Raw genomic sequence first — 20,652 nt, forward strand, 5'->3', positions numbered from 1 at the left:
GACTTCCCCCGTCAGCGCACGCCGGTGTGGCCGAATCCACCCGCTCCCCGCGCGCTGTCGACGAAAGTATCCACCACTTGCAAGCCCACGCGCACGATCGGCAGGATCACCAACTGCGCGATGCGGTCGCCCGGCTCGATGGTGAAGGCGGCGCGGCCGCGATTCCAGGTGCTGATCAGCAGCGGCCCCTGGTAATCGGCATCGATCAGGCCGGTGCCGTTGCCCAGCACGATGCCGTGCCGGTGGCCCAGGCCCGAGCGCGGCAGGATCACTGCGCACAGCTGCGGGTCGGCAAGATGGATCGCGATCCCGCTGGGGATCAGCGCCGCATCGCCCGGCTCCAGCGTCATCGGCGCTTCCAGCGCGGCGCGCAGGTCCATGCCCGCACTGGATTCGGTGGCATAGGCCGGCAACGGCCACAGATCGCCAAAGCGCGGGTCGAGCAACTTCACCTGCAAGGACTGGGTTGGGGTGCTCATGCCTGCAATCTCTCCGCGATCAGGGCCAGCAGTTGGTCGGCCAGTTCGGTTTTGCTGCTACTGGGAAACGCGCGCTCGCCGCCCTGCCAATAGGCCGTTGCCGCGTTGTTGTCGCTTTCGAAGCCGCCGCCTTCGATGCCCACCTGGTTGGCGATGATCAGATCCAGCCGCTTGGCCGCCAGCTTGCCACGCGCGTAGTGCTCCACGTCGTGCGTTTCGGCAGCAAAACCGACCACCAGTTTCAAGGCGCCGGTCTGCGTGGCGACCTCGGACAGGATGTCCGGGGTGCGCACCAGTTCCAGGGTCAGCGTCTCACCGGTCTTCTTGATCTTCTGCGCGACCACCCGCTTGGGGGTGTAGTCGGCCACCGCGGCGGCACCGATGTAGATGTCGGCCGGGAATGCGCCCAGCACCGCATCGCGCATCTGCGCAGCCGAACGCACGTCGATGCGCTGCACGCCGGCCGGCGTGGTCTGGTGCACCGGCCCGCTGACCAGCACCACCTCGGCGCCCTGCCGGGCGGCTGCGGCGGCCAGGGCGTAGCCCATCTTGCCGCTGCTGCGGTTGCCGACGTAACGCACCGGATCCAGGTCTTCGAAGGTGGGGCCGGCGCTGATCACGATGCGCAGGCCATCCAACTGCGCGCTGCTGGGCACGAACGCCGGCGCAGCCGTGCCGCTGGCGCCGATTGGAGCGGCGCTCACGGGGGCGCCGCCAGCCAACGCGGCAATGATCTCCGCCGGCTCGGCCAGCCGCCCGGGGCCGGACTCGCCTTCGGCCAGCGGGCCGTCGTCCGGGCCCACCACGGCAACCGCGCGCGCGCGCAATGTCGCAACGTTCGCCTGCGTGGCCGGATGCAGCCACATCCGGTGGTTCATGGCCGGGGCCACGGTCAGCGGCGCGGTCGTGGCCAGGCACAGCGTGGTGACCAGGTCGTCGGCCAGCCCGTGCGCCAGCCGCGCCAGCAGATCGGCGGTGGCCGGCGCCACGATCACCCGGTCGGCCCAACGCGCCAGTTCGATATGGCCCATCGCCTGCTCGGCGGCGCTGTCCCATAGGGTGGTGCGGGTGGGTTGCCCGGACAGTGCCTGGAAGCTCAGCGGGGTGACGAATTGTTGCGCGCCGCTGGTCATGGCGACCTGCACCTGCGCACCGGCGTCGCGCAGGCGACGGACCAGTTCGAGCGATTTGTAAGCGGCGATGCCTCCGCCGACGCACAGCAGCAAACGCTGTCCGTCCAGGGGGCGGGCCTGAGTGGAGCCGATCACGTCGGGGTCGTCCTACGGTTACAAGGACAACTAGATTAGCCGATGCCCCCGCTTGGCCTGATGGGCGTGCGCGATGAGCACCGGCAATCTGGCCATATGCACATACACGACTGGCCCACCCACGAACGCCCGCGCGAGAAACTTCTGGCGCGCGGGGCCACTGCCCTCTCCGATGCCGAGCTGCTGGCGATCTTCGTCGGCTCGGGCCTGCGCGGCCAGGACGCGGTGCAGACCGCGCGCGACCTGCTGCACCGGCACGGCCCGCTGCGCCTGCTGCTGGACCGCCCGGCCAAGACCCTTTCGCGCCTGCCCGGGCTGGGCCCGGCCTCGGCCTGCAAGCTCGCTGCGGCCATGGAACTGGCCCACCGCCACCTGATGAGCGCGCTGGAACGCGGCGAAGCGCTCAGCGACCCGCCAAGCGTGGGCCGCTATTTCTCGCAGCGGCTGCGCGCGCGGGCCTACGAAGTGTTCGCGGTGCTGTTCCTGGACAACCGCCACCGCGCCATCGCCTTCGAAGAGGTGTTCACCGGCACCATCGACGGCGCCGACATCCACCCGCGCGAAGTGGTGCGGCGGGCGCTACTGCACAACGCGGCGGCGGTGATCGTCGGGCACAACCATCCGTCCGGCAATCCAGAGCCGTCCGAGGCCGACCGTGCGGTCACCAAACGGCTGCTGGACGGCCTGGATCTGGTGGACATCCGCCTGCTGGACCATTTCGTCATCGGCGATGGATGCCCCGTCTCGCTGGCCGAGCGCGGCTGGCTGGAATGACCGGCGTCGCGCTGACCTGAACCATCGGCCGGACCCCGGGCCGCGTGGTCGGGTAAAATCGCGGGTTTGGTTCCAAGCAGATCCCACGTGAAAGCCCTACTCCGCGCACTGATCGGCCAAGGCATCGAAGCCTTGCGCGCCAACGGCACCCTGCCTGCCGACACCCTGCCGCCGGACTTTGTGGTCGAGCGACCCAAGACCCGTGAGCACGGCGACTTCGCCACCAACGCCGCGATGCTGCTGGCCAAGGCCGCGCGCAGCAATCCGCGCGCGCTGGCGCAGGCGCTGGTTGCCGCGCTGCCGGCCAGCGAGGACGTGGCCAAGGTGGAAATCGCCGGCCCCGGCTTCATCAACTTCCACTTGGCCGCCACCGCGTATCAGCGCGAAGTGGCGCATGTGATCAAGCAGGGCCACGACTACGGCCGCGGGCTGGCTGGCAACGGCCGCTCGGTGGGCGTGGAATACGTTTCGGCCAACCCGACCGGCCCGCTGCATGTCGGCCACGGCCGCGCCGCGGCGATCGGCGACAGCCTGGCGCGCGTGCTCGATGCCAATGGCTGGAACGTCAAGCGCGAGTTCTACTACAACGATGCCGGCGTGCAGATCGAAAACCTGGCGTTGTCGGTGCAGGCGCGCGCGCAGGGGCTCACCCCCGACAGCGACGGCTGGCCGGAAAACGGCTATCGGGGCGACTACATCGCCGATGTGGCCAACGCCTACCTGGCCGGCGACAGCGTCGACCTGGAAGGCCATCTGGTCACTGGCACCAAGGATCCAGCCGATCTCGAATCGATCCGCCGCTTCGCGGTGGCGTATCTGCGTAACGAGCAGAACCACGACCTGGCCGCGTTCCGGGTCGATTTCGATATCTACTTCCTGGAAAGCTCGCTGTACAAGGACGGCAAGGTCGAAGAAGCGGTGCAAAAGCTGATCGCTTCCGGGCATACGTACGAGGAAGGCGGCGCGTTGTGGCTCAAGTCCACCGACTTCGGCGACGACAAGGATCGCGTCATGCGCAAGTCCGACGGCACCTACACCTACTTCGTGCCGGACGTGGCCTATCACCTGACCAAGTGGCAGCGCGGCTACGAGCGCGCCATCACCGAGCTGGGGGCCGACCACCACGGCTCGCTGACGCGCGTGCGCGCCGGCCTGCAGGCGATGGAGCTGGGCATCCCGCAGGGCTGGCCGGAATACGTGCTGCACCAGATGGTCACGGTGATGCGTGGCGGTGAGGAAGTGAAGCTGTCCAAGCGTGCCGGCAGCTACGTCACCCTGCGCGACCTCATCGAAGAAACCAGCGCCGATGCGGTGCGCTGGTTCCTGATCGCACGCAAGCCCGATTCGCAGCTCACCTTCGACATCGATCTGGCGCGCGCGCAGAGCAACGACAACCCGGTGTTCTACGTGCAGTACGCGCATGCACGGGTGTGCAGCGTGCTGCGCCAGGCGCAGGAAAAAGGCTACAAGTACGATCAGACCCATGGCCTGGCCGAGCTCGCACGCCTGGACGACGAGCATTCGCTCGCCGTGATGCTGGAGCTGTCGCGCTACCCGGAGGTTGTGGAAATCGCCGGCCAGGCGCTGGAGCCGTACCAGATCGCGCAATACCTGCGTGAATTGGCGCATGCCTTCCACACGTGGTATCACAACAGCAAGGTGCTGGTGGACGATGCCGCCGAGCGCGACGCCAAGCTCACCCTGGCCGTCGCCACCCAGCAGGTGCTTGCCAATGGCCTGGAACTGCTCGGCGTCAGCGCTCCGGAAAAGATGTAATCGCGCGGCAGCGTCAGGGAGCCAACGCAGGCAGCTGGCACAGTGCATGGCGCCGTGGCGAATGCCCGGTGAGCGCCACCTGGGGCGCTGCCGGCGCTCACCGGGCGATCAGTGCAGCAGCGCTGATCGCCGCAGCAAGTCGGGCCAGCTGGCTCGCAACGACACGATTCGGAGAAGTGGTAGATGGCAGCACGACGCGGTAAAAGTCAGGCCCGACGCAACACCAGCAATGGCACCCCAGGTTGGGTGTGGCTGGTGGCTGGCGCCGCGATTGCAGCAGTGATCTTCCTGGCGGCACCCAACCTGTTCAAAAAGGACGGCGACGGTTTCCTGCGTGTGGGCCCGCGTGCCAACCCGGATGCGCAGCCCGAGCCGGTGGCCGATGCCGACGTGGATACGCCGGCCGAATTGCCCAAGCCCAGCGCGCAGCCGCCCAAGCCGCAGGGCAAACCCGGCAATGCGCAGACCCAGTACGACTTCTACACCTTGCTGCCCGGCAAGGAAGTGCAGATGTCCGACGCCGAACTGGCTGCCAGCGCGCGCGCAGAAGAGGCTGCGCGTGCGCGCGCGGCATTGGAAGGCAAGCCGGTGCCACCGGCACCCGGTGCGGCCGCAAGCGTCGCCGCTGCGACGCCGGCCGCAAGCGTGCCGGTACCCTTGAACGAATCTGCCGCCAGCGCGCCCAAGCCGCTGCCGGAAACCGCTCCGGCACGGCCAGTTGCGACCCCGGCGCAGGCCGGTACTGCGGCCATCACCACGCCAGCGGCCACGGCGCCAAAGCCTGCGACAACGCCTTCGGCTGCTGCGCCCTCGCCCGCTGCAGCGGCGGTGACCGACAACACCCGCTACATCCTGCAGGCTGGCTCGTTCGGCGCCTCCGGCGATGCCGAATCGACCAAGGCCAAGCTGGCGATGATGGGCCTGGCCGCACGCGTGGAATCGGCCGAAATCAGCGGCAAGACGGTCTACCGCGTGCGCATGGGGCCCTACGGCAGCGCCGGCGAACTGGCCGAAGCCAAGCAGAAGCTCACCGGCAGTGGCCTGCCCGCCATTGCGATCAAGGCGCAGTAAGCGCGCGTGATGCGCCCCTGCGCTGGCGTGTTGCTGGGCGTGCTGGCGTGGGCCGGCCCGGCGCAGGCCACCGACCAGATTCCCGACCGCATCCAGATCGACGGCCAGCAGGCGACGTTGCTGGCCGAACCGCTGTCCGGGCCCCTGGACGACCCGGCCACCTGGAAGCGCTTCGCGGCGCACGCACGCAGTGCGATGGGCAGCTGCAGCGCCAACTGGCGCGGCTATCGCGCGGACTGGCGGCTGGACGCACAGCAGCTGGTGCTCGATCGCGTCGTGCTGGGCGCCTGCGCCGATACGCCACCGACCTTGCCGTTGGACGTCCTGTTCCCCGGCCAGCCAGCGCCAGTGCCGGCCGTGTGGATGGATGGCGAAGTCATCGTCGAGCTGCCGTCCACCGCGACGACGGCCACGCACGCAGCAGGCGCCTACGTGGTGCTGCGGCTGCGCCGTGGCCATGTCGTCTCGCGCGAGAGCTTGACCGAAGAGATGCTGCGTACGCGGCGTGCCGCAATGGCAAGTCCGCCCCCCCCTGCGCTCTGAAACCGCCTTGCATTGAACCCTGAATGCCCCCGTCCCCCTGGAGTTCCGCATGTCCAAGACCGTCCTGATCACTGGTGCCACCTCCGGTTTCGGCAGCGCCGCCGTGCGCCGCTTCGCCGCCGCCGGCTGGAAGGTCATCGCCACCGGCCGGCGCGCCGAGCGCCTGCAGGCGCTGGCTGCTGAACTGCCTGCCGGGCAGGTGCACACTGCCGCGTTCGACATGCGCGACGCGCAGGCCTTGTCCGCCGCGATCGATGCATTGCCGGCCGCATTCGCCGACATCGACGTGCTGGTCAACAACGCCGGCCTGGCACTGGGCACCGCGCCCGCGCAGCAGGCCGACCTGAGCCAGTGGCAGCAGATGATCGACACCAATGTCACTGCGTTGGTCACGCTCACCCACCGCCTGCTGCCGGCATTGATCGCGCGCCGCGGCGCGATCATCAACATCGCGTCGGTCGCGGCGACCTACCCGTACACCGGCGGCAACGTCTACGGCGGTACCAAGGCCTTCGTGCAGCAGTTTTCGCTGGGCCTGCGCGCGGACCTGCATGGCACCGGCGTGCGCGTGACCTCGATCGAACCCGGCATGGCCGAAACCGAATTCACCCTGGTGCGCACCGGTGGCAACCAGGTCGCGTCGGACACGCTGTACCGCGGCGCCACCCCGATGACGGCCGACGACATTGCCGAGCAGATCTTCTACGTCGCCAGCCTGCCGGCGCACTTGAACATCAACCGGCTGGAAATCATGCCGGTGACGCAATCGTTCGCCGGGTTCCAGGTGGCGCGCGACGCGCAATGAGGCAGTACGCCTGACAGGCGGCTGCAAACGGTCAGCGCGCAACCTGCGAGCTACGCGGTGTGATGCACCGCGCAAGCCATACGCCGCATCCAACGGAACATCGAAAAGCCGCGCACTGCGCGGCTTTTTCTTTTTCGGTTCCGCCCGTCAGATGGATGGACTGCAACCAGCACGTACAACGCGTCGTCGAGCTACGCCCACGACCCGGGCAGTGTGGCCACTAGCGCACCGAAGACTTGAGTGAACTCACCAGCCACTGACCGCATCACGCCAGCTCGGCATCACTGCGCGCAGCTGCACGTCGCCGTAGCAGCACACCGCGCAGCTGGAGAAACGGGCGCTCCACCGCGTAATGCAGCAACGCACCCGCCGCCAGCGCCACCACGCCATACACCACAAATGCCAGGATGCCGCGGCCGTCCAGCGTGGCGCCAAACCAGCTCTGGGTCACATGGAACATCGCCTTGTGGGTCAGATACACGCTGTAGGACATCGCCGCCAGCCACGCGGCGCCCGGCACGCGCAGCCGGCCAAGTGCGCTGCCGGTCGCAGTGCCCGCCAATACCAGCAACGCCAGCCCGAGCGAGAGCACCGGCCAGCCCACCGCGTTGCCGAGCAGGCCGGTGCGTTCGCGAAACAACCACATCGCCAGCGCCAGGACGGCCACGCCGGCAAGCGCCCAGGTGTTGCCGCGCTGCTGCAGCCACTGCCAGCTATGCTGGCGAAAGACCTTCAATACCGCCAGCACCACACCCGCCAGCAAACCATCCAGCCGGTTCCAGGTGGGGTAATAGATGTCTTCGACAAACCAGTTGCGCTGCTGCCCGCCGCCGAGTTGATCCAGCGCCGTGTTGTGCAGCCAGACGCTGGTGCGCAAGGCGATGCCGGCAAGAACTACCGCAACGCACACCGCGACCACGCGCTTGGCCGATGGGCGCCGCAACAGCAACGTCGCCAGCAGTGGAAACACCAGATAGAAATGCTCTTCCACACATAACGACCAGGCGTGCGAAAACGCGGCCTGCTCGCCGTAATCGACGAACAGGTTCAAGCTGAAGGTGACGAACATCCACCATGGCGCCAGCCCGGGCGACTCGCGGAAACCCGGCCATGCCATATATATCGCCAGCACCACCAAAAACGCCGGCAGGATGCGGAAGGCACGGCGCAGGTAGAAATCGGCAAAGTCCAACTGCTTGCCGCGCGACAGCGGAGTCAGCACCTGTGTGCCGATCAAAAAACCGCTCAGCACGAAGAACAGGTCCACGCCCATCCAGCCGTAGCGCGACAGCCACGCCCAGTCCGGCCCCAGCCCGCCGACCACGAACGAATGGAACAGCATCACCCAGACGATGGCGATCCCACGCAACAGGTCCAGAGCGCGATAGTGCATGCGGGCGCGAGCAGCCGAGGGAGCCCGATTGTGCCGTATGCCGATGGCGCGCAGCGCGTTGCTGGGCCTGCGTAGCAGCGCGATTGCGATCGCGATCAGAACCGACATCGAAACCGATGCGGCCAATCACAAGCATGGCGCACTGCTACCGCAGCTGCGTCCCCTCCCTGTGCCTGGCTGCTGGCGCATCACGACGGCGACGATTGCGACACGCGTACGCAGACTCGCATGCCGCTGCCAACCACGCAGTGCCGCGCTAGACGCTGCACTGCACGTTGCGAACGCTGCGGCCTGATCCGCAGCGTCCCCACGCTTACGCGACGGCATATTGCTCGATCCGTTACGCGACAGCGTGCTGTTCAGTGCGTGCGATCGCTGCTGGCAGCGCTGCAGCCGGTGCAAGCAGTTGCCAGGCTTCCAGCTGATCGACCGCATTGCGTACACCGTCTTCGTCGCGGATGCGTTGACCGAGCGCGCGCGCAGCCGCACGCATGGCCGGCGCGCTCGCCTGCTGGATGGCGGCGGCCAGGGTTTCCGGCTGCAACCCGACCCGCGCCAGCGCCGGCGGCGCAATGCCGCGCTGGGCCAGGCAATGCGCCCAGAACGGTTGGTCGTAGCCGAACGGCAACACCACCGACGGCACCCCGGCCGTCAGCGCCGCGCCGGTGGTACCGGCGCCGCCGTGATGCACCGCCACCGCCACGCGCGGGAATAGCCAATCGTGCGGGGCCTGTTCCAGATTGAAAAAGCGCTCGGCGTCCTCGTCGGCAGCGCTCTCCCCGGCCGCCAGCCCGCCCCAGCCGCTGGCCAGCAAGGCGCGTTGCCCGGTCAGCCGCACTGCCGCCTTGACCGTGGCAGTGAGCTGCGCCGCATCGCTGCTGGTCATGCTGCCGAAGCCGATGTACAGCGGCGGCGGGCCGGCCTGCAGAAACGCCTGCAGCGCCGCCGGTGGTTGCCACTGCGGCTGCGGCAGTTGCCAGAACCCGCAAACCTGCGCGCTGGGCGGCCAATCCGGCGGGCGCGGGCACAGCTGCGCGCTGTAGCCATAGATCACCCGCAGCGCACTGCGATCCGGGCCGGTCCAGGGATACGCCGGCAACCCCAGTGCCGGGCGCACGATGTCGTTGAGCGCCGGCCGCAGCAGCTGCCAGCCGGCAAAGCGCACCAGGTGATGCAGCGCCACGCTCACCCGCCCCGGCAGACGCACGCTGGGCATCACCATCAACGGCAGATGGCGCGACGCGGTGAGCGGCTGCAGTTGCGCGAACACCACCGGCACGCCGTACGCCTGGCCCAGGCTATGCGCCAGAAAACTCGCACTGCCCACGCCAAGGATCAAACCGGCATCGGCGCAGGCCGCGCGGCCCTGCTCGGCCCAGTCGCGTGCCCAGCTCAGCAGCTGCGCGCGCAAGGTGCCCCAGATGCCGCGCCAGCCACCACGCATCTCGGCCACCTCCGGGTTGCCCTGCAGCAGCTTCTGGTGATCGCCGCTGAGCGGGAAGAATTCCAGCCCGTTGGCGCGGATCATCGCTTCGAAATTGCTGCTGGTCAGGACCCGCACCGGGTAGCCGCGCGCCTGCAGGCCGCGGCCCAACGCGATGATCGGCCGCACATCGCCGTGGGTGCCCAGGGTGGCGATCACCACCGGACGGGTGGGCGTGATGCCAGCAAGAGACTCAGGCATATTCGGCCACCCCGTCGCTGGCGGTGGCGATGCTGCCGCTGCGTTGCGCGGCTTGCGCGGTGGCTGCATGCAGCAAACCACTGAGCGTGGCCGAATGCGCCGACGACAGCATCGAATGGTGATCGCTGTCCAGCGCGTGCAGGTGCAGGTTGCGCACGTATGGGCGCCAGGCCTGCGGGCGGTAATCCACCCACACCGCCTCATCGCCGCCGGAACTCATGCGCACGCTGGCTTCGACGAACAGCACGTCCTGGTCCAGCGGCTTGGGCCGATGACGCCGCGCCAGCTGCAGGTGATGCTGGGTCATACCTCCCATATCGTCCAGCAGCGTGGGGCGTTGTTCGAGCAGCTGGCGCACCGCGGGCAGATCGTCCAGCCCGTAGTGCGCCCACAGCAGGCTGGCCAGTTCGGCCACCGTGGTCGGCATCGGCTGGCCCGGTGCCGGATGCAGGCCCAGCGCGTGCACCGAGGCGCGCACGTTCTCCGATTCCGGCAGCGATGCGGCCTGCTCCAGATGCGGGTAACTGTCGAGCATGGCCAGCAACTCGACTTCTTCTCCAAGCGCAAGCAACTCGGCGGTCATGGCGTGCGCGATCAGCCCGCCCAACGACCACCCCAGCAACCGGTACGGCCCGGCCGGCTGCACGCTGCGCAGCCGCGCCAGGTAGTCGCGCGCGATCGCCTCGATACTTTCCGGGCGATGCTGCGGGTCGCTCAATGCCGGCGATTGCAGTGCATACACCGGCCACTGCGGATCCAGCTGACCGAGCAAGGTCAGATACGACCAGCCCAGCCCGACCACCGGGTGGATGCAGAACAGCGGCGTGATGCCGTCCGTGCCCGCACGCAGCGGCAGCAGCACGCTCAACGGGTCGTTGGGCGTGTGCGCGCTGCGCTTGATCACCTCGGCCAGGCCGGCGATCGTCGGCGCATGGAACAGCGTACCCAGCGGCAATTCCACCCCGAACAGCTGCGGGAAACGCGCAGCCATTTCCGCCGCACGCAGCGAGTCGCCGCCGAGTTCGAAGAAGTTGTCGTCCACGCCCACCACTTCGATCCCCAGCACGTCCTGCAACACTGCCGCCAGCTGGCGTTCGAGCGCATCGCGCGGCGCCAGGTGCGCGCGTTGCGGCAGCGCACCGGGCGCCGGCAATGCGCGCCGATCCAGCTTGCCGTTGGAGGTCAGCGGCAATGCCGCCAGCGGCACCCACAGGGTGGGAATCATCGATGCGGGCAACCGCTGCTGCAGATGCGCGCGCAGCAGTTCGGTCGATGGCGTGCTGCCGTGCTTGCCCACCACATAGGCCAGCAACTGCAAGGCGTGATCGCCATCGCTGTGGCCTACCACCACCGCCTGCGCCACCTGCGAATGCAGCAGCAACGCGTTTTCGATTTCGGCCGGCTCCACCCGATGCCCGCGGATCTTCAATTGCGCATCGGCGCGCCCGATGAATTCCAGCAGACCATCGCACCGCTGACGTACGCGGTCGCCGGTGCGGTACATGCTGCTGCCATCGTCGGCGAACGGATCGCGCATGAAGCGCTCGCTGGTCAGCTGGCGTTTGCCACGATAGCCCTTGGCCACGCCGGCGCCACCGATGTACAACTCGCCGATCGCACCGGTCGGCAGCGGTTGCCGCTGCGCATCCAGCACGTAGACGCGCGTATTGAGCAGCGGCCTGCCGATCGGCGGTGCGCCGGCATCGCTCAGCTGCAACGGCATGATGGTGGACCAGATGGTGGTTTCGGTGGGGCCGTACAACTGGGTCAGGCGCCCCACCCGGCTCAGCAAGTGCGTGGCCAGCTCCGGCACCAGCGCTTCGCCGCCGATCAACGCGTGGATGCGATCCAGCGCCAGATCCTGGTTGGCCAGCAGGATGCGCCACAGCGATGGCGTGGCCTGCACCACGCTGATCTGTTCGTGCGCGATCAGGCGCGCGAGGCTGCGCGGGTCGTGGGTGATGCCGGCTGGTGCGATGACCACCCGCGCGCCCACCAGCAACGGCAGATACAACTCCAGCCCGGCGATGTCGAAGGTGATGGTGGTGACTGCCAGCACACGATCGCGCGGACGCAATGCCAGCTCGTGCTCCATCGCATGCAGGAAATTGAACAGGTTGCGGTGGCTGATTTCCACGCCCTTGGGCGCGCCGGTCGAGCCGGAGGTGTACAGCACGTAGGCGGTGCCGTCCGGTGTGGCGAGCGGTGCGATCGCTTCCGGCAACACGGCCGGGCGCGGATCCAGCCAGACCATGCCGCCGAGCAGGTAGCGCTCGCACAAGGCCGGTTCGCACACCAGGGCGATCGCACCGGAATCGTTGAGCATCTGGCGGTTGCGCGCGGCCGGGCTTTCCGGATCCAGCGGCAGGTACGCCGCACCGCTCCACATCACCGCCAGCAACGCAACCAGCAGTTGCTCGCTACGCGGCAAGGCCACCGCAACCACATCGCCAGGGCCCACGCCATCGGCCACCCATTGCGCAGCGATACGCGAAGCGAGTTCGCACAGCGTGGCGTAATCCAGCGTGCGGTTGTCGTATTGCACCACCACCGCGGCGGGCATCAACTCGGCACGTTGCAGCATGCCATGCAACAGCGTGGCCGGTTCCGGCAGCGACGCTGCGGTGTTGTTCCAGGTGTGCAGCAGGCGTCGGCGTTCACTGTCGCCGAGCACATCGACCTGGCCCAGCGCACATTCCGGGTCGGCCAGCACCGCATCGGCCAGATGGGTCAGACGGCGGCAATGTTCGGCCAGCTCATCGCTGTCGTACAACGCCGGGTTGGCATCCAGATCGAACCGCAGTGCCGCGCCATCGCCACGCTCGTAGCAGAAGATGGTCAGGTCGTCGGCCGGGCCGTTGGAGAGGTTGTGCGGTACCGCGTACGCCTCGCCGAAACGCAAGGTGTAATCGAAGGCCTCGATGTTCACTGCCAGCCGCGCGAATTTCTGCTCGATGCCGAACATGCCCAGGTCGCGGCGCACATCTTCGAAACGATACTGCTGATGGCGCAAGGCATGCCGCACCACCGAGGAGACCTGCGCGAACAGGCTGTGGATCGGCTGTTGCGGATCCATTTTCAGGCGCAGCGAAACCACATTGGCGACCAGGCCTGCGGTTTGCCGGTAGCGCGCATTGATGCGGCCGGTCACCGGCATGGCCAGCACCAGATCCTCGGCACCGGTGCAGCGGTAGTAGTACGCGGCAATCAGCGAGATCAGCATCTGCGGCAGGCTGGCGCCGTGCTCCTTGCCCAACGCGCGCAAACGCACCACCTGCTGCGGCGAAAACTGCCCGGTGCCGCGCAACAACCCGGTGGACAGATGATTGCCCGGCCGCGCCAGCGTGGCCGGCGGCGGCAGATCGGCCAACTGCTGCATCCAGTAGGTGCGATCGCGCTGGAAGCGATCGGACTCGCGGTACTGCTGCTCCAGTTCGATCAGCGACAGCGCGCTGCCGTATTGCGCAGGCTCGGGCTCCACGTTGGTCACGTAGGCGTTATAGAGCACCGACATGCGCTGCATCATGATCGATGCGCAATAGCCATCCATCACCAGATGGCTGACGCACTGCACCCACATGTGGTGATCCTCGCCCAGGCGGAACACCGCGCAATGCCACAACGGCCCGTTGTGCAGGTCCTCCGGCTTGCGGATCTCTTCATCCACCCAATGCTCGGCAGCATTGCGCGGCGAAGGATCTTCGCTGACGTTGAAATACGGCACCGGGGCGGTGTACTCGGGCAGTACCACCTGCCGCGGCGCACCGTCTTCTTCGACGATGCACAGCCGCAAGGTGTCGAACTCGCGCGCCAGCTGCAAGGTGGCGCGGATCAGCAACGCGGGATCCAGCGGGCCGAACATTTCCAGCGCCTCGGACAACATCAGCGTGTTGTCGGTGTGCAATTTGCTGGCCACCCACAGGCCGCGTTGCGCTTTGGTCAAAGGAAAAACAGGAGAGGCGTCAGCGTGCATTGCGTGCATCCTTCTGGTGTGGCGCGCAGTCCGTCGATGCACCTTGACCGTCATGCGGTCAATGAACGCCGAATCAGCACCTGGCCTGAGAAAATGAGAGGTAAGAAACACCGCCGACTACCAGCGAGTGCCGGCAATACACGATGGAAACGCACAATTAAAGATGCCCAGCGAAGCAACGCACACCATCGAAACCACGATGCGCAACTGTCTTATTTGCAGCGCTTACATTCCTACAGGTAAAACGAACACTAACAATTCGCGCAGGTCTGAAACCGTGCAAAAAATCACGAAACACACGTGGTGCACGAAATATTTTTACCGAAGTGTGATTTCAACTAGTGTTCTGGATGCATACATACGTTCAACTCCGGCACCAAAGTCCAGATGGACCACAACGACAGCTCGCCTTATGCGTCGTGGGCGATAAATGCTGCTTTCAAGCGGAATTCGCGCTTTGCTTGGTATATCCGATGAGCGTTTGAATAAGACCAGTGATGCATCGACGTTGCTGCAATTACGTTATTCGGTAAATCACTTTGAGAGAGAAGTGCGTTTTACGGCGTCAGTGCCCGTTGCGGGCAACGATCACGCAACGGTCGTCCGGTTGTCATCGGTCTGCAGCACAACGCACTGAAAACGTGCACCGCCATGGCTTGCGACGCGTGGCATGCCGTCCGCACCAGCCGCATTTCTCGCTGCGGGCCTGCGTAGCAGCAGGCTGCGCAGGCCCGCAGCGGCCTGCGCAAGGCAATACAACACGGGGCACAGCAACGCATCAGGACAGCTCGGCGGCGCCGGTAGCCCACCGGCACGCCTATCCGGCGATGCTTCAAACACGCCCGCAACCGCTGCACCAGCGTGTTGTGCTTCCCTCGGCGCTGCGGCACCTGCCGCAGCGCGTGCACGATCAGCCCAACGGTTCGTCGGACAGATAGGTGTAGCCGGTGAGGCCGGCTTCCAGCGCCGCGCTGAGCTCCTGTGCGCGCTCGGGCGACAGCTGCGCGGCGGCGATGCGCTCGGCATAGGTGGCGCGCAGCGTATCCAGCTGATAGCCCACGTAGTCCAGCATCACATCGGTGGTATCGCCGCGGCGCTGCTGGGCGATGCGATAGCCATCGCCATCCACGGCCACTTCCACCGCATCGGTATCGCCGAATAGGTTATGGATATCGCCCAGGATTTCCTGGTAGGCACCTACCAGAAAGAAACCGATGCGGTAGCTTTCGCCCGGGTTCAACGTGTGCAACGGCAACGAGCTGTCCAGGCTTTCGTTCTCGACATAGGTCTTGACCATGCCGTCCGAATCGCAGGTCATGTCGGCGATGATGCCGCGCCGCTGCGGCGCCTCGTTCAAGCGCTCGATCGGCACGATCGGAAATACCTGGTCGATCGCCCACACATCCGGGATCGACTCGAACACGCTGAAGTTGACGAAGTACTTGTCCACCAGCCGCTCGTTGAGCTCGTCCAGCACCGGGCGATGGCTCTTTTCGTCGAAGCTCAGGCGCGCACGTACGCCGTGCGCGATGGCATAGAACAGGTCGTCGATGCGCGCACGGTGGGTCAGGTCGATCTGGCCCAGTGCATACGCGCTCAAGCCTTCGGCATGGAAGTGCTGCGCTTCCTGGAACAGTTCCACCGCCGGGCGCACATCCAGTTCGTCGTGGATCTCGCGCAGGTGGCGGATCGCCGCCGGTTCGTCGTCGTGCGCATCCGGCACGCGGCCTTCCGGCGCCTGCTCCACTTCGGACACGTTGGCGATCAGCACCGCATGGTGCGCAGTCATCGCGCGCCCGCATTCGGTGACGATGCGCGGCGGGGTCAGGCCGTGTTCTTCGCAGGCGCTGGCCAGCGGCTGCACGATGTTGCTGGCATACGAATGCAGGCCGTAGTTGATCGAGCAATAACTGCGCGAGCGGGTGCCTTCGTAATCGATACCCAGGCCGCCGCCGACATCTACGTGGCTGATCTTCGCGCCCAGGCGCGACAGCTCCACGAAATAGCGGGTGGCCTCGCGCATGCCGTTGGCGATGTCGCGCACGTTGGAGATCTGCGAGCCCATGTGGAAATGCAGCAACTGCAGGCAATCGGCGTACTCGGTGTCGCGCAAGGTCTTCCACAGGTCCAGCACCTGGCGCGGCGAGAGCCCGAACTTGGCCTTGTCGCCACCGCTGTTCTGCCACTTGCCTGCGCCCAGCGAGGCCAGCCGCATGCGCACACCCAGGCCCGGCTTGACCTCCAGCGCGCGCGCCTCTTCCAGCACCAGCTTCAGCTCGGAAGGCTTTTCAATGACGATGAAGGTCTGCAGGCCGAGCTTGCGCCCGATCAGCGCCAGGCGGATGTATTCGCGATCCTTGTAGCCGTTGCACACGATCAGCCCGCCCGGACGCGACAGTGCCAGCACCGCCATCAGCTCCGGCTTGCTGCCCGCTTCCAGCCCGAAACCGTCGCCGTGGTGGCCGGCCAGGGTGCCGGCCACGCCGCGATGCTGATTGACCTTGATCGGATACACCGCAGTGTAGCCACCGGCGTAATCCCATTCCGACTGCGCTTGCGCAAAAGCCGCCTGCAACTTGCCAAGGCGCTGGCCCAGGATGTCCGGGAAGCGCACCAGTAGCGGCAGCTTGGCGCCGGCCGCGCGCGCGGCGTCCACCACCTCGGGCAGCGACACCGCCGGGCCGTCGACGGTGGGGCTGACCACCACGTGGCCGGCAGCATTCACATCGAAATACCCGTCGGCCCAATGCGGGATCGAATAGGTCTTGCGGGCTTGGTCGAGGGACCAATCGCTCATTTCGCTGTCTCGGCTGGAATAAAAAAGGGCGTGAAGTGTAACGCCTGGCATGCGCAGGGTCCGTTACAATCCGCGCCGATTCACGCCCCTCGCCTGATTGGAGCGGGTGGAATGCAGGTTCAGCCACCGCGCAGTTTGACTGTACGAGGCTGCGCCCGACCCTCATCCGGCGCTTTGCGCCACCTTCTCCCGGTGGGAGAAGGAACAGCTCCCCTTTCTTTTCAGGATTTTTTGCATGAGCGCCAACGACAACTGGTACATCGAACACTTCCAGCCGACCGGCTCGGCGATCGGCTTCCGCATCAGCGGCAAGCTGGACGAGGTGCAGTCCCCGTTCCAGAAGATCGAGATCTACCAGACCACCGATTGGGGCAAGTTGATGCTCATCGACGGCGCGGTGATGCTGACCAGCCGCGACAACTTCTTCTATCACGAGATGATCAGCCACCCGGCGCTGTTCACCCATCCCGCACCCAAGCGCGTGGTGATCATCGGCGGCGGCGACTGCGGCACCCTGCGCGAAGTGCTCAAGCACCCGGGCGTGGAAAGCGCCACCCAGTGCGATATCGACGAGCAGGTCACCCGCATGTCGGAGACCTATTTCCCCGAGCTGTGCGACTCCAACCACGATGCGCGCGCCGAACTGTTGTTCGACGACGGCGTGGCGTACATGGCCAACTGCCCGGCCGGCAGCGTGGATATCGTGATCGTCGATTCCACCGACCCGGTGGGCCCGGCCGAGGGCCTGTTCAACAAGGCGTTCTATGAGAGCTGCTTCAAGGCGTTGAAGGACGACGGCATCCTGGTGCAGCAGTCCGAATCGCCGCTGGCGCTGCTGGACCTGATCAACCAGATGCGCACCGAAATGGGCAAGGCCGGCTTCCAGTCGTTCAAGACCCTGCCGTTCCCGCAGCCGTGCTACCCCACCGGCTGGTGGAGCGTGACCATGGCCAGCAAGCAGGCCAAGGCCGATTTTGCGTTCCGTCAGGACGCCGCGCAGGCCACGGGCTTCGAGACGCTGTATTACACCGCCCACCTGCACACCGGCGTGCTGGTCGCCCCGCCGTTTGTGGCCAAGGCGTTGGGCGAGTAAGCGCAGCGAACAACCCTTCGCCTGCGGGCGCGGACGGCGGGCGCAGGCGCGATGCTTGAATGGTTGCGGCCGATTAACGACACCGGCCGCAACGGCCTGGCAGTGACGCCCAGGTTGTCGGCAGCCACCCGTTGACGAGACTGCCTGCGCGCCTGCAACGCGCGGGCTGATCTGCCAGTGCGTTGCGCCTGGTGTGCTGGCGCACCGATGCCGATGGTGCGGCGATGCGCCGCTCACATTCCCTCGAACGGCGATCGATCGACAGTGCAGTCGTGCGCGGGATGCAGCGGTCTTGCGCGCCATTGCAGCGTCACGCTGCCGTCGATGCCGCTGCCCATGCCATGCCGACCAATGTATGGGACCGCGCAGCCTATAACCGGGCCAGGATTTCCGTTTTCTTGGCGTCGAATTCGTCCTGCGTGACCAGCCCCGCATCCAGCAATTGCCTGAGCTTGCTCAACACCTGCACCGGATCGTCTGTGGCGGGAACGGCACTGGCCTGAGATGGCACTGCCGCGCCGTGCGCACCCGGCGCGTGCACCACCACACCGCCGGCCGCCGCACGCAACTTGTCGATCTCCAGCTGCTGGCGCTTTTCGTAGGCGGATTCTTCCACCTGCTGCGCATAGGCATAGACGCGCCGCGCCTGTTTCTTGGGCAGGCTGTCGATGGATGCGTACGCGCCTTGCGTGGTGCGGCACATGATGGTCGCCCCAAGCATCTGTTCGCTCATGTGCACATCCAGCACCTCGCGCCAGGGAAAATCGCGGAATGTCATGCCGAACAACTTGGGGTAGACCACGATGAACCTGCGGTTGGTCAGTACCACCGCATCCGGCGACAGGTTCATCACCATCTTCTTCTGCACGGCGATGTACTCGACCTGCTCGTCGCGGGTCAGCAACTCGGTGACCTTGGGCAGGATCTTGCCGACTGCCACCGGGTCCTGCTCGTCTGTCAAAAACTGCGCCAATGCGTCCATCTGCCCTCGCCTACGGCTGATTCACTGCGTTGAGCGCGACACTACAACAACCCGCATGGATGGGTGTGCAATGCCGATGAGCGCCGGCGGCACGGCGTCACCTTCGCTGCGCTCAACTGCGCAGCCGATGCAATGCCAGCTCACGAAAAAGGGCGGACGTTGCCGCCCGCCCTTCGTGACCATCGCCCCGCATCAGAAGCGGACTTCGGCTCCGAAACTCAGCACTTCGGCACGATTGATCGTGAGATCTTCGTAGTCGTCGTAATACTCGTCAGCGTAGACATAATTCGTGTACAGCGCGCTCAAGCTGACGTGCTTGCCGATATCTACGCCAAGACCGGCGCCGACGTAGGCGCCATAGACGCGCTCGTTGTAGTCCTCACCTTTCGCCTTGCCGCCCCAATAGCCCAGCCGCACGAGCGCAAAAAGGGGAACATCGCCAAAGTTGAAGCGTGCCGTTCCACCGATGCTGCCAAAATCCACATTGGGAATGACGACAAAGCCATCCGCATCCTTGGAACCATCCACTTTCCCGGTTGCCGCTTCGATGCCGATCAATGTGACCGGACCTGCGCGCCAGCGGTAGCCAACGTTAAAGCCCTGCATATCCTGCTTGCCGTTTTCAAACACCTTGGCTTTGCCACTCTGCACGCCAAGGAACAGGCCGCTCTTGAGGCGCTGCTCTTCTTCGCGCAGCGGCGGCGGTACGTAGGCAGGCGCGACCGGCGCCGCTACTGTCGACGCCTGCTCGGCCACCGTACTGAATCCGCCAGCCTCACCGGTCTGGCTGGTGCCGCTTCCACCGACGGCAACCGGCGCGCCGCCGATGCCGGCTTGCGAGGGGCGCGACGACTGCGCTGCCGGCGCACTCGCGTCCTGCGTGCCGGTCTGCTGCTTTTGCTGTTGCCGGTAGCTGTCCCAGCCGCGCGACAACGATTGCGCCGAGGCCTGTGCCGTGACGCCGAAGGCCGTGCAGGCCAACAGCAGTGTTGCGGTCCTTTTCATCGCTTCCCCCAATGAGTCGTACTCCATCGTTCCCGCATCCTTGCGCACGCAGGGGTCACCTGACGGCGTCTGGAAGTGGCGCAGTTGCTGTCCAATTCGGGGGCTTTCCCCGCATCACCGGATGTCGTGCGACATCGATCCAGGCGCCGTCCCTGAGAACGTGCGCGTACTCACGCGTGATGCAGCCCCCTGACCGCAGCCGGCACAGTGTCTGGAGTCTCAGCAGCTGTCAAGAAGGGAGTGGATGGGCAGCTGGCGGTGGTCAAGGACTACGGCCGCTATCGCCGCACGCTGCTGGCCCCGATCGCGCGGCTGATGGTGCGCCACGAGGCCAGGATGCTGGCGCAGCTGAAGGGCTGGCGGCATGCGCCGGCCCTGCTCGGCACGCTGGGCGGCCTGGCGCTGGGCATGGAGTTCATTCCCGGCGACACGCTCAGCGCCAGCGCGGTAGTGGGCCAGGAGGTCTTTCAGCAACTGCAGCAGGCGTTACGCCGGCTGCATGCGTTCGGCATCACCCATAACGACCTGCATGGCACCAATGTGGTGGTCAGTGCAGGCGTGCCGGTGCTGATCGATTTCACTTCGGCGTGGCGATTCCCGCGCTGGTTGCGTCGCGGCACGCTGACGCGTCAACTGCAGCGCAGCGACGTGGCCAACTTCCAGAAAATGCGCCAGCGCCTGGCCGGCATCGCACCGACGGCCGACGAGTCGGCACGCAGCGCCGAACCGCGCTGGGTGCATGCCATTCGCAGCGGCTGGAAGCGGCTTTATCGGCGTTTGAAAGGCACTGCATAACCAGCGTTGCTGACCGAAAGCCGCTCTTGGAGCGGCTGGCCAACTTGCTACGTCATCCGCTGCGCTGATTGCATCGGTTTGATCTGCAGAGCGCAACATCCTTCGAGCGCTCTATGCCACGCCATGTGCTGCGATGCAGTGGCAGTGGCGCTGCCGCGTTTGCCTGCACCGCGACGCGAACAGGCACCCATGCGCGTCGCGGTGCCTGCGCATC

14 protein-coding genes and 1 pseudogene are annotated in these 20,652 nt (G+C 66.2%); 7 read left to right on the forward strand and 8 right to left on the reverse strand.

All coding sequences use genetic code 11. The features are described 5' to 3' along the window. Positions 1-11: 11 nt before the first annotated feature. Both dut and coaBC read right to left on the reverse strand, forming a co-directional pair. Positions 12-479 carry a dUTP diphosphatase gene (gene dut, locus M3O59_RS19030; protein ID WP_064632651.1) on the reverse strand — a complete coding sequence of 156 codons (468 nt, stop codon included), beginning with the start codon at positions 477-479 and terminating at the stop codon, positions 12-14. Beyond that, positions 476-1,747, reverse strand: coding sequence for a bifunctional phosphopantothenoylcysteine decarboxylase/phosphopantothenate--cysteine ligase CoaBC (gene coaBC / locus M3O59_RS19035; protein WP_064632653.1), 1,272 nt, complete (start codon positions 1,745-1,747; stop codon positions 476-478). Before coaBC ends, dut begins: the two co-directional genes overlap by 4 nt. 96 nt (positions 1,748-1,843) lie before the next feature. On the opposite strand from coaBC, the gene radC reads away from it, so the two are divergent. From radC to M3O59_RS19060, 5 genes are all read left to right on the forward strand, one after another. Continuing rightward, positions 1,844-2,521: a RadC family protein gene (gene radC, locus M3O59_RS19040; RefSeq protein ID WP_116906053.1), complete on the forward strand. Its 678-nt coding sequence runs from the start codon at positions 1,844-1,846 to the stop codon at positions 2,519-2,521. Between the two features lie 87 nt (positions 2,522-2,608). After that, entirely contained in the window at positions 2,609-4,297 is a 1,689-nt protein-coding gene (gene argS / locus M3O59_RS19045) for an arginine--tRNA ligase (protein ID WP_064632655.1), read from the forward strand. A 183-nt stretch (positions 4,298-4,480) separates the two neighbouring features. Further along, positions 4,481-5,368, forward strand: a complete 888-nt coding sequence (locus M3O59_RS19050; RefSeq protein WP_064632657.1) for an SPOR domain-containing protein — start codon at positions 4,481-4,483, stop codon at positions 5,366-5,368. A gap of 6 nt (positions 5,369-5,374) precedes the next feature. Beyond that, a complete protein-coding gene (locus M3O59_RS19055; protein ID WP_116906026.1) occupies positions 5,375-5,911 on the forward strand; it encodes a hypothetical protein in 537 nt (178 codons plus the stop codon). A 49-nt stretch (positions 5,912-5,960) separates the two neighbouring features. Then, a complete protein-coding gene (locus M3O59_RS19060; protein WP_064632662.1) occupies positions 5,961-6,716 on the forward strand; it encodes an SDR family NAD(P)-dependent oxidoreductase in 756 nt (251 codons plus the stop codon). 265 nt (positions 6,717-6,981) lie between these two features. Here M3O59_RS19060 and M3O59_RS19065 read toward each other — a convergent pair whose 3' ends face one another. The 4 genes from M3O59_RS19065 to speA all read right to left on the reverse strand — a co-directional run bounded on the left by M3O59_RS19065 (position 6,982) and on the right by speA (position 16,563). Continuing rightward, complete coding sequence (locus tag M3O59_RS19065) at positions 6,982-8,109, reverse strand: acyltransferase family protein (protein WP_064632664.1); 1,128 nt, start codon at positions 8,107-8,109, stop codon at positions 6,982-6,984. Positions 8,110-8,449: 340 nt separating this feature from the next. Next, on the reverse strand, positions 8,450-9,793 hold the full coding sequence (locus M3O59_RS19070) for a glycosyltransferase (RefSeq protein ID WP_064632668.1): 1,344 nt from the start codon (positions 9,791-9,793) through the stop codon (positions 8,450-8,452). Further along, entirely contained in the window at positions 9,786-13,709 is a 3,924-nt protein-coding gene (locus M3O59_RS19075) for an amino acid adenylation domain-containing protein (protein ID WP_249047071.1), read from the reverse strand. The genes M3O59_RS19070 and M3O59_RS19075 overlap by 8 nt, the downstream gene beginning before the upstream one ends. 967 nt (positions 13,710-14,676) lie before the next feature. Next, a complete protein-coding gene (gene speA / locus M3O59_RS19080; RefSeq protein WP_249046049.1) occupies positions 14,677-16,563 on the reverse strand; it encodes an arginine decarboxylase in 1,887 nt (628 codons plus the stop codon). A gap of 235 nt (positions 16,564-16,798) precedes the next feature. On the opposite strand from speA, the gene speE reads away from it, so the two are divergent. Continuing rightward, the gene (speE, locus tag M3O59_RS19085) at positions 16,799-17,656 is read left to right on the forward strand and encodes a polyamine aminopropyltransferase (RefSeq protein WP_116906030.1); all 858 of its coding nucleotides are present in this window, start codon (positions 16,799-16,801) and stop codon (positions 17,654-17,656) included. 370 nt (positions 17,657-18,026) lie between these two features. Here the strand turns inward: speE and M3O59_RS19090 are convergent, their stop codons facing one another. Together M3O59_RS19090 and M3O59_RS19095 are read right to left on the reverse strand one after the other, a co-directional pair. Further along, complete coding sequence (locus M3O59_RS19090) at positions 18,027-18,638, reverse strand: PH domain-containing protein (RefSeq protein WP_116906031.1); 612 nt, start codon at positions 18,636-18,638, stop codon at positions 18,027-18,029. A gap of 192 nt (positions 18,639-18,830) precedes the next feature. After that, positions 18,831-19,643, reverse strand: a complete 813-nt coding sequence (locus tag M3O59_RS19095; RefSeq protein WP_116906032.1) for an outer membrane beta-barrel protein — start codon at positions 19,641-19,643, stop codon at positions 18,831-18,833. 240 nt (positions 19,644-19,883) lie between these two features. Here M3O59_RS19095 and M3O59_RS19100 point away from each other — a divergent pair. Continuing rightward, a pseudogene (locus tag M3O59_RS19100) lies at positions 19,884-20,438 on the forward strand (RIO1 family regulatory kinase/ATPase domain-containing protein); the annotation flags it as partial. Positions 20,439-20,652: the final 214 nt, after the last annotated feature.

This window comes from Xanthomonas nasturtii, from assembly GCF_023337365.3.
In the GTDB taxonomy this organism is placed as follows: domain Bacteria; phylum Pseudomonadota; class Gammaproteobacteria; order Xanthomonadales; family Xanthomonadaceae; genus Xanthomonas; species Xanthomonas nasturtii.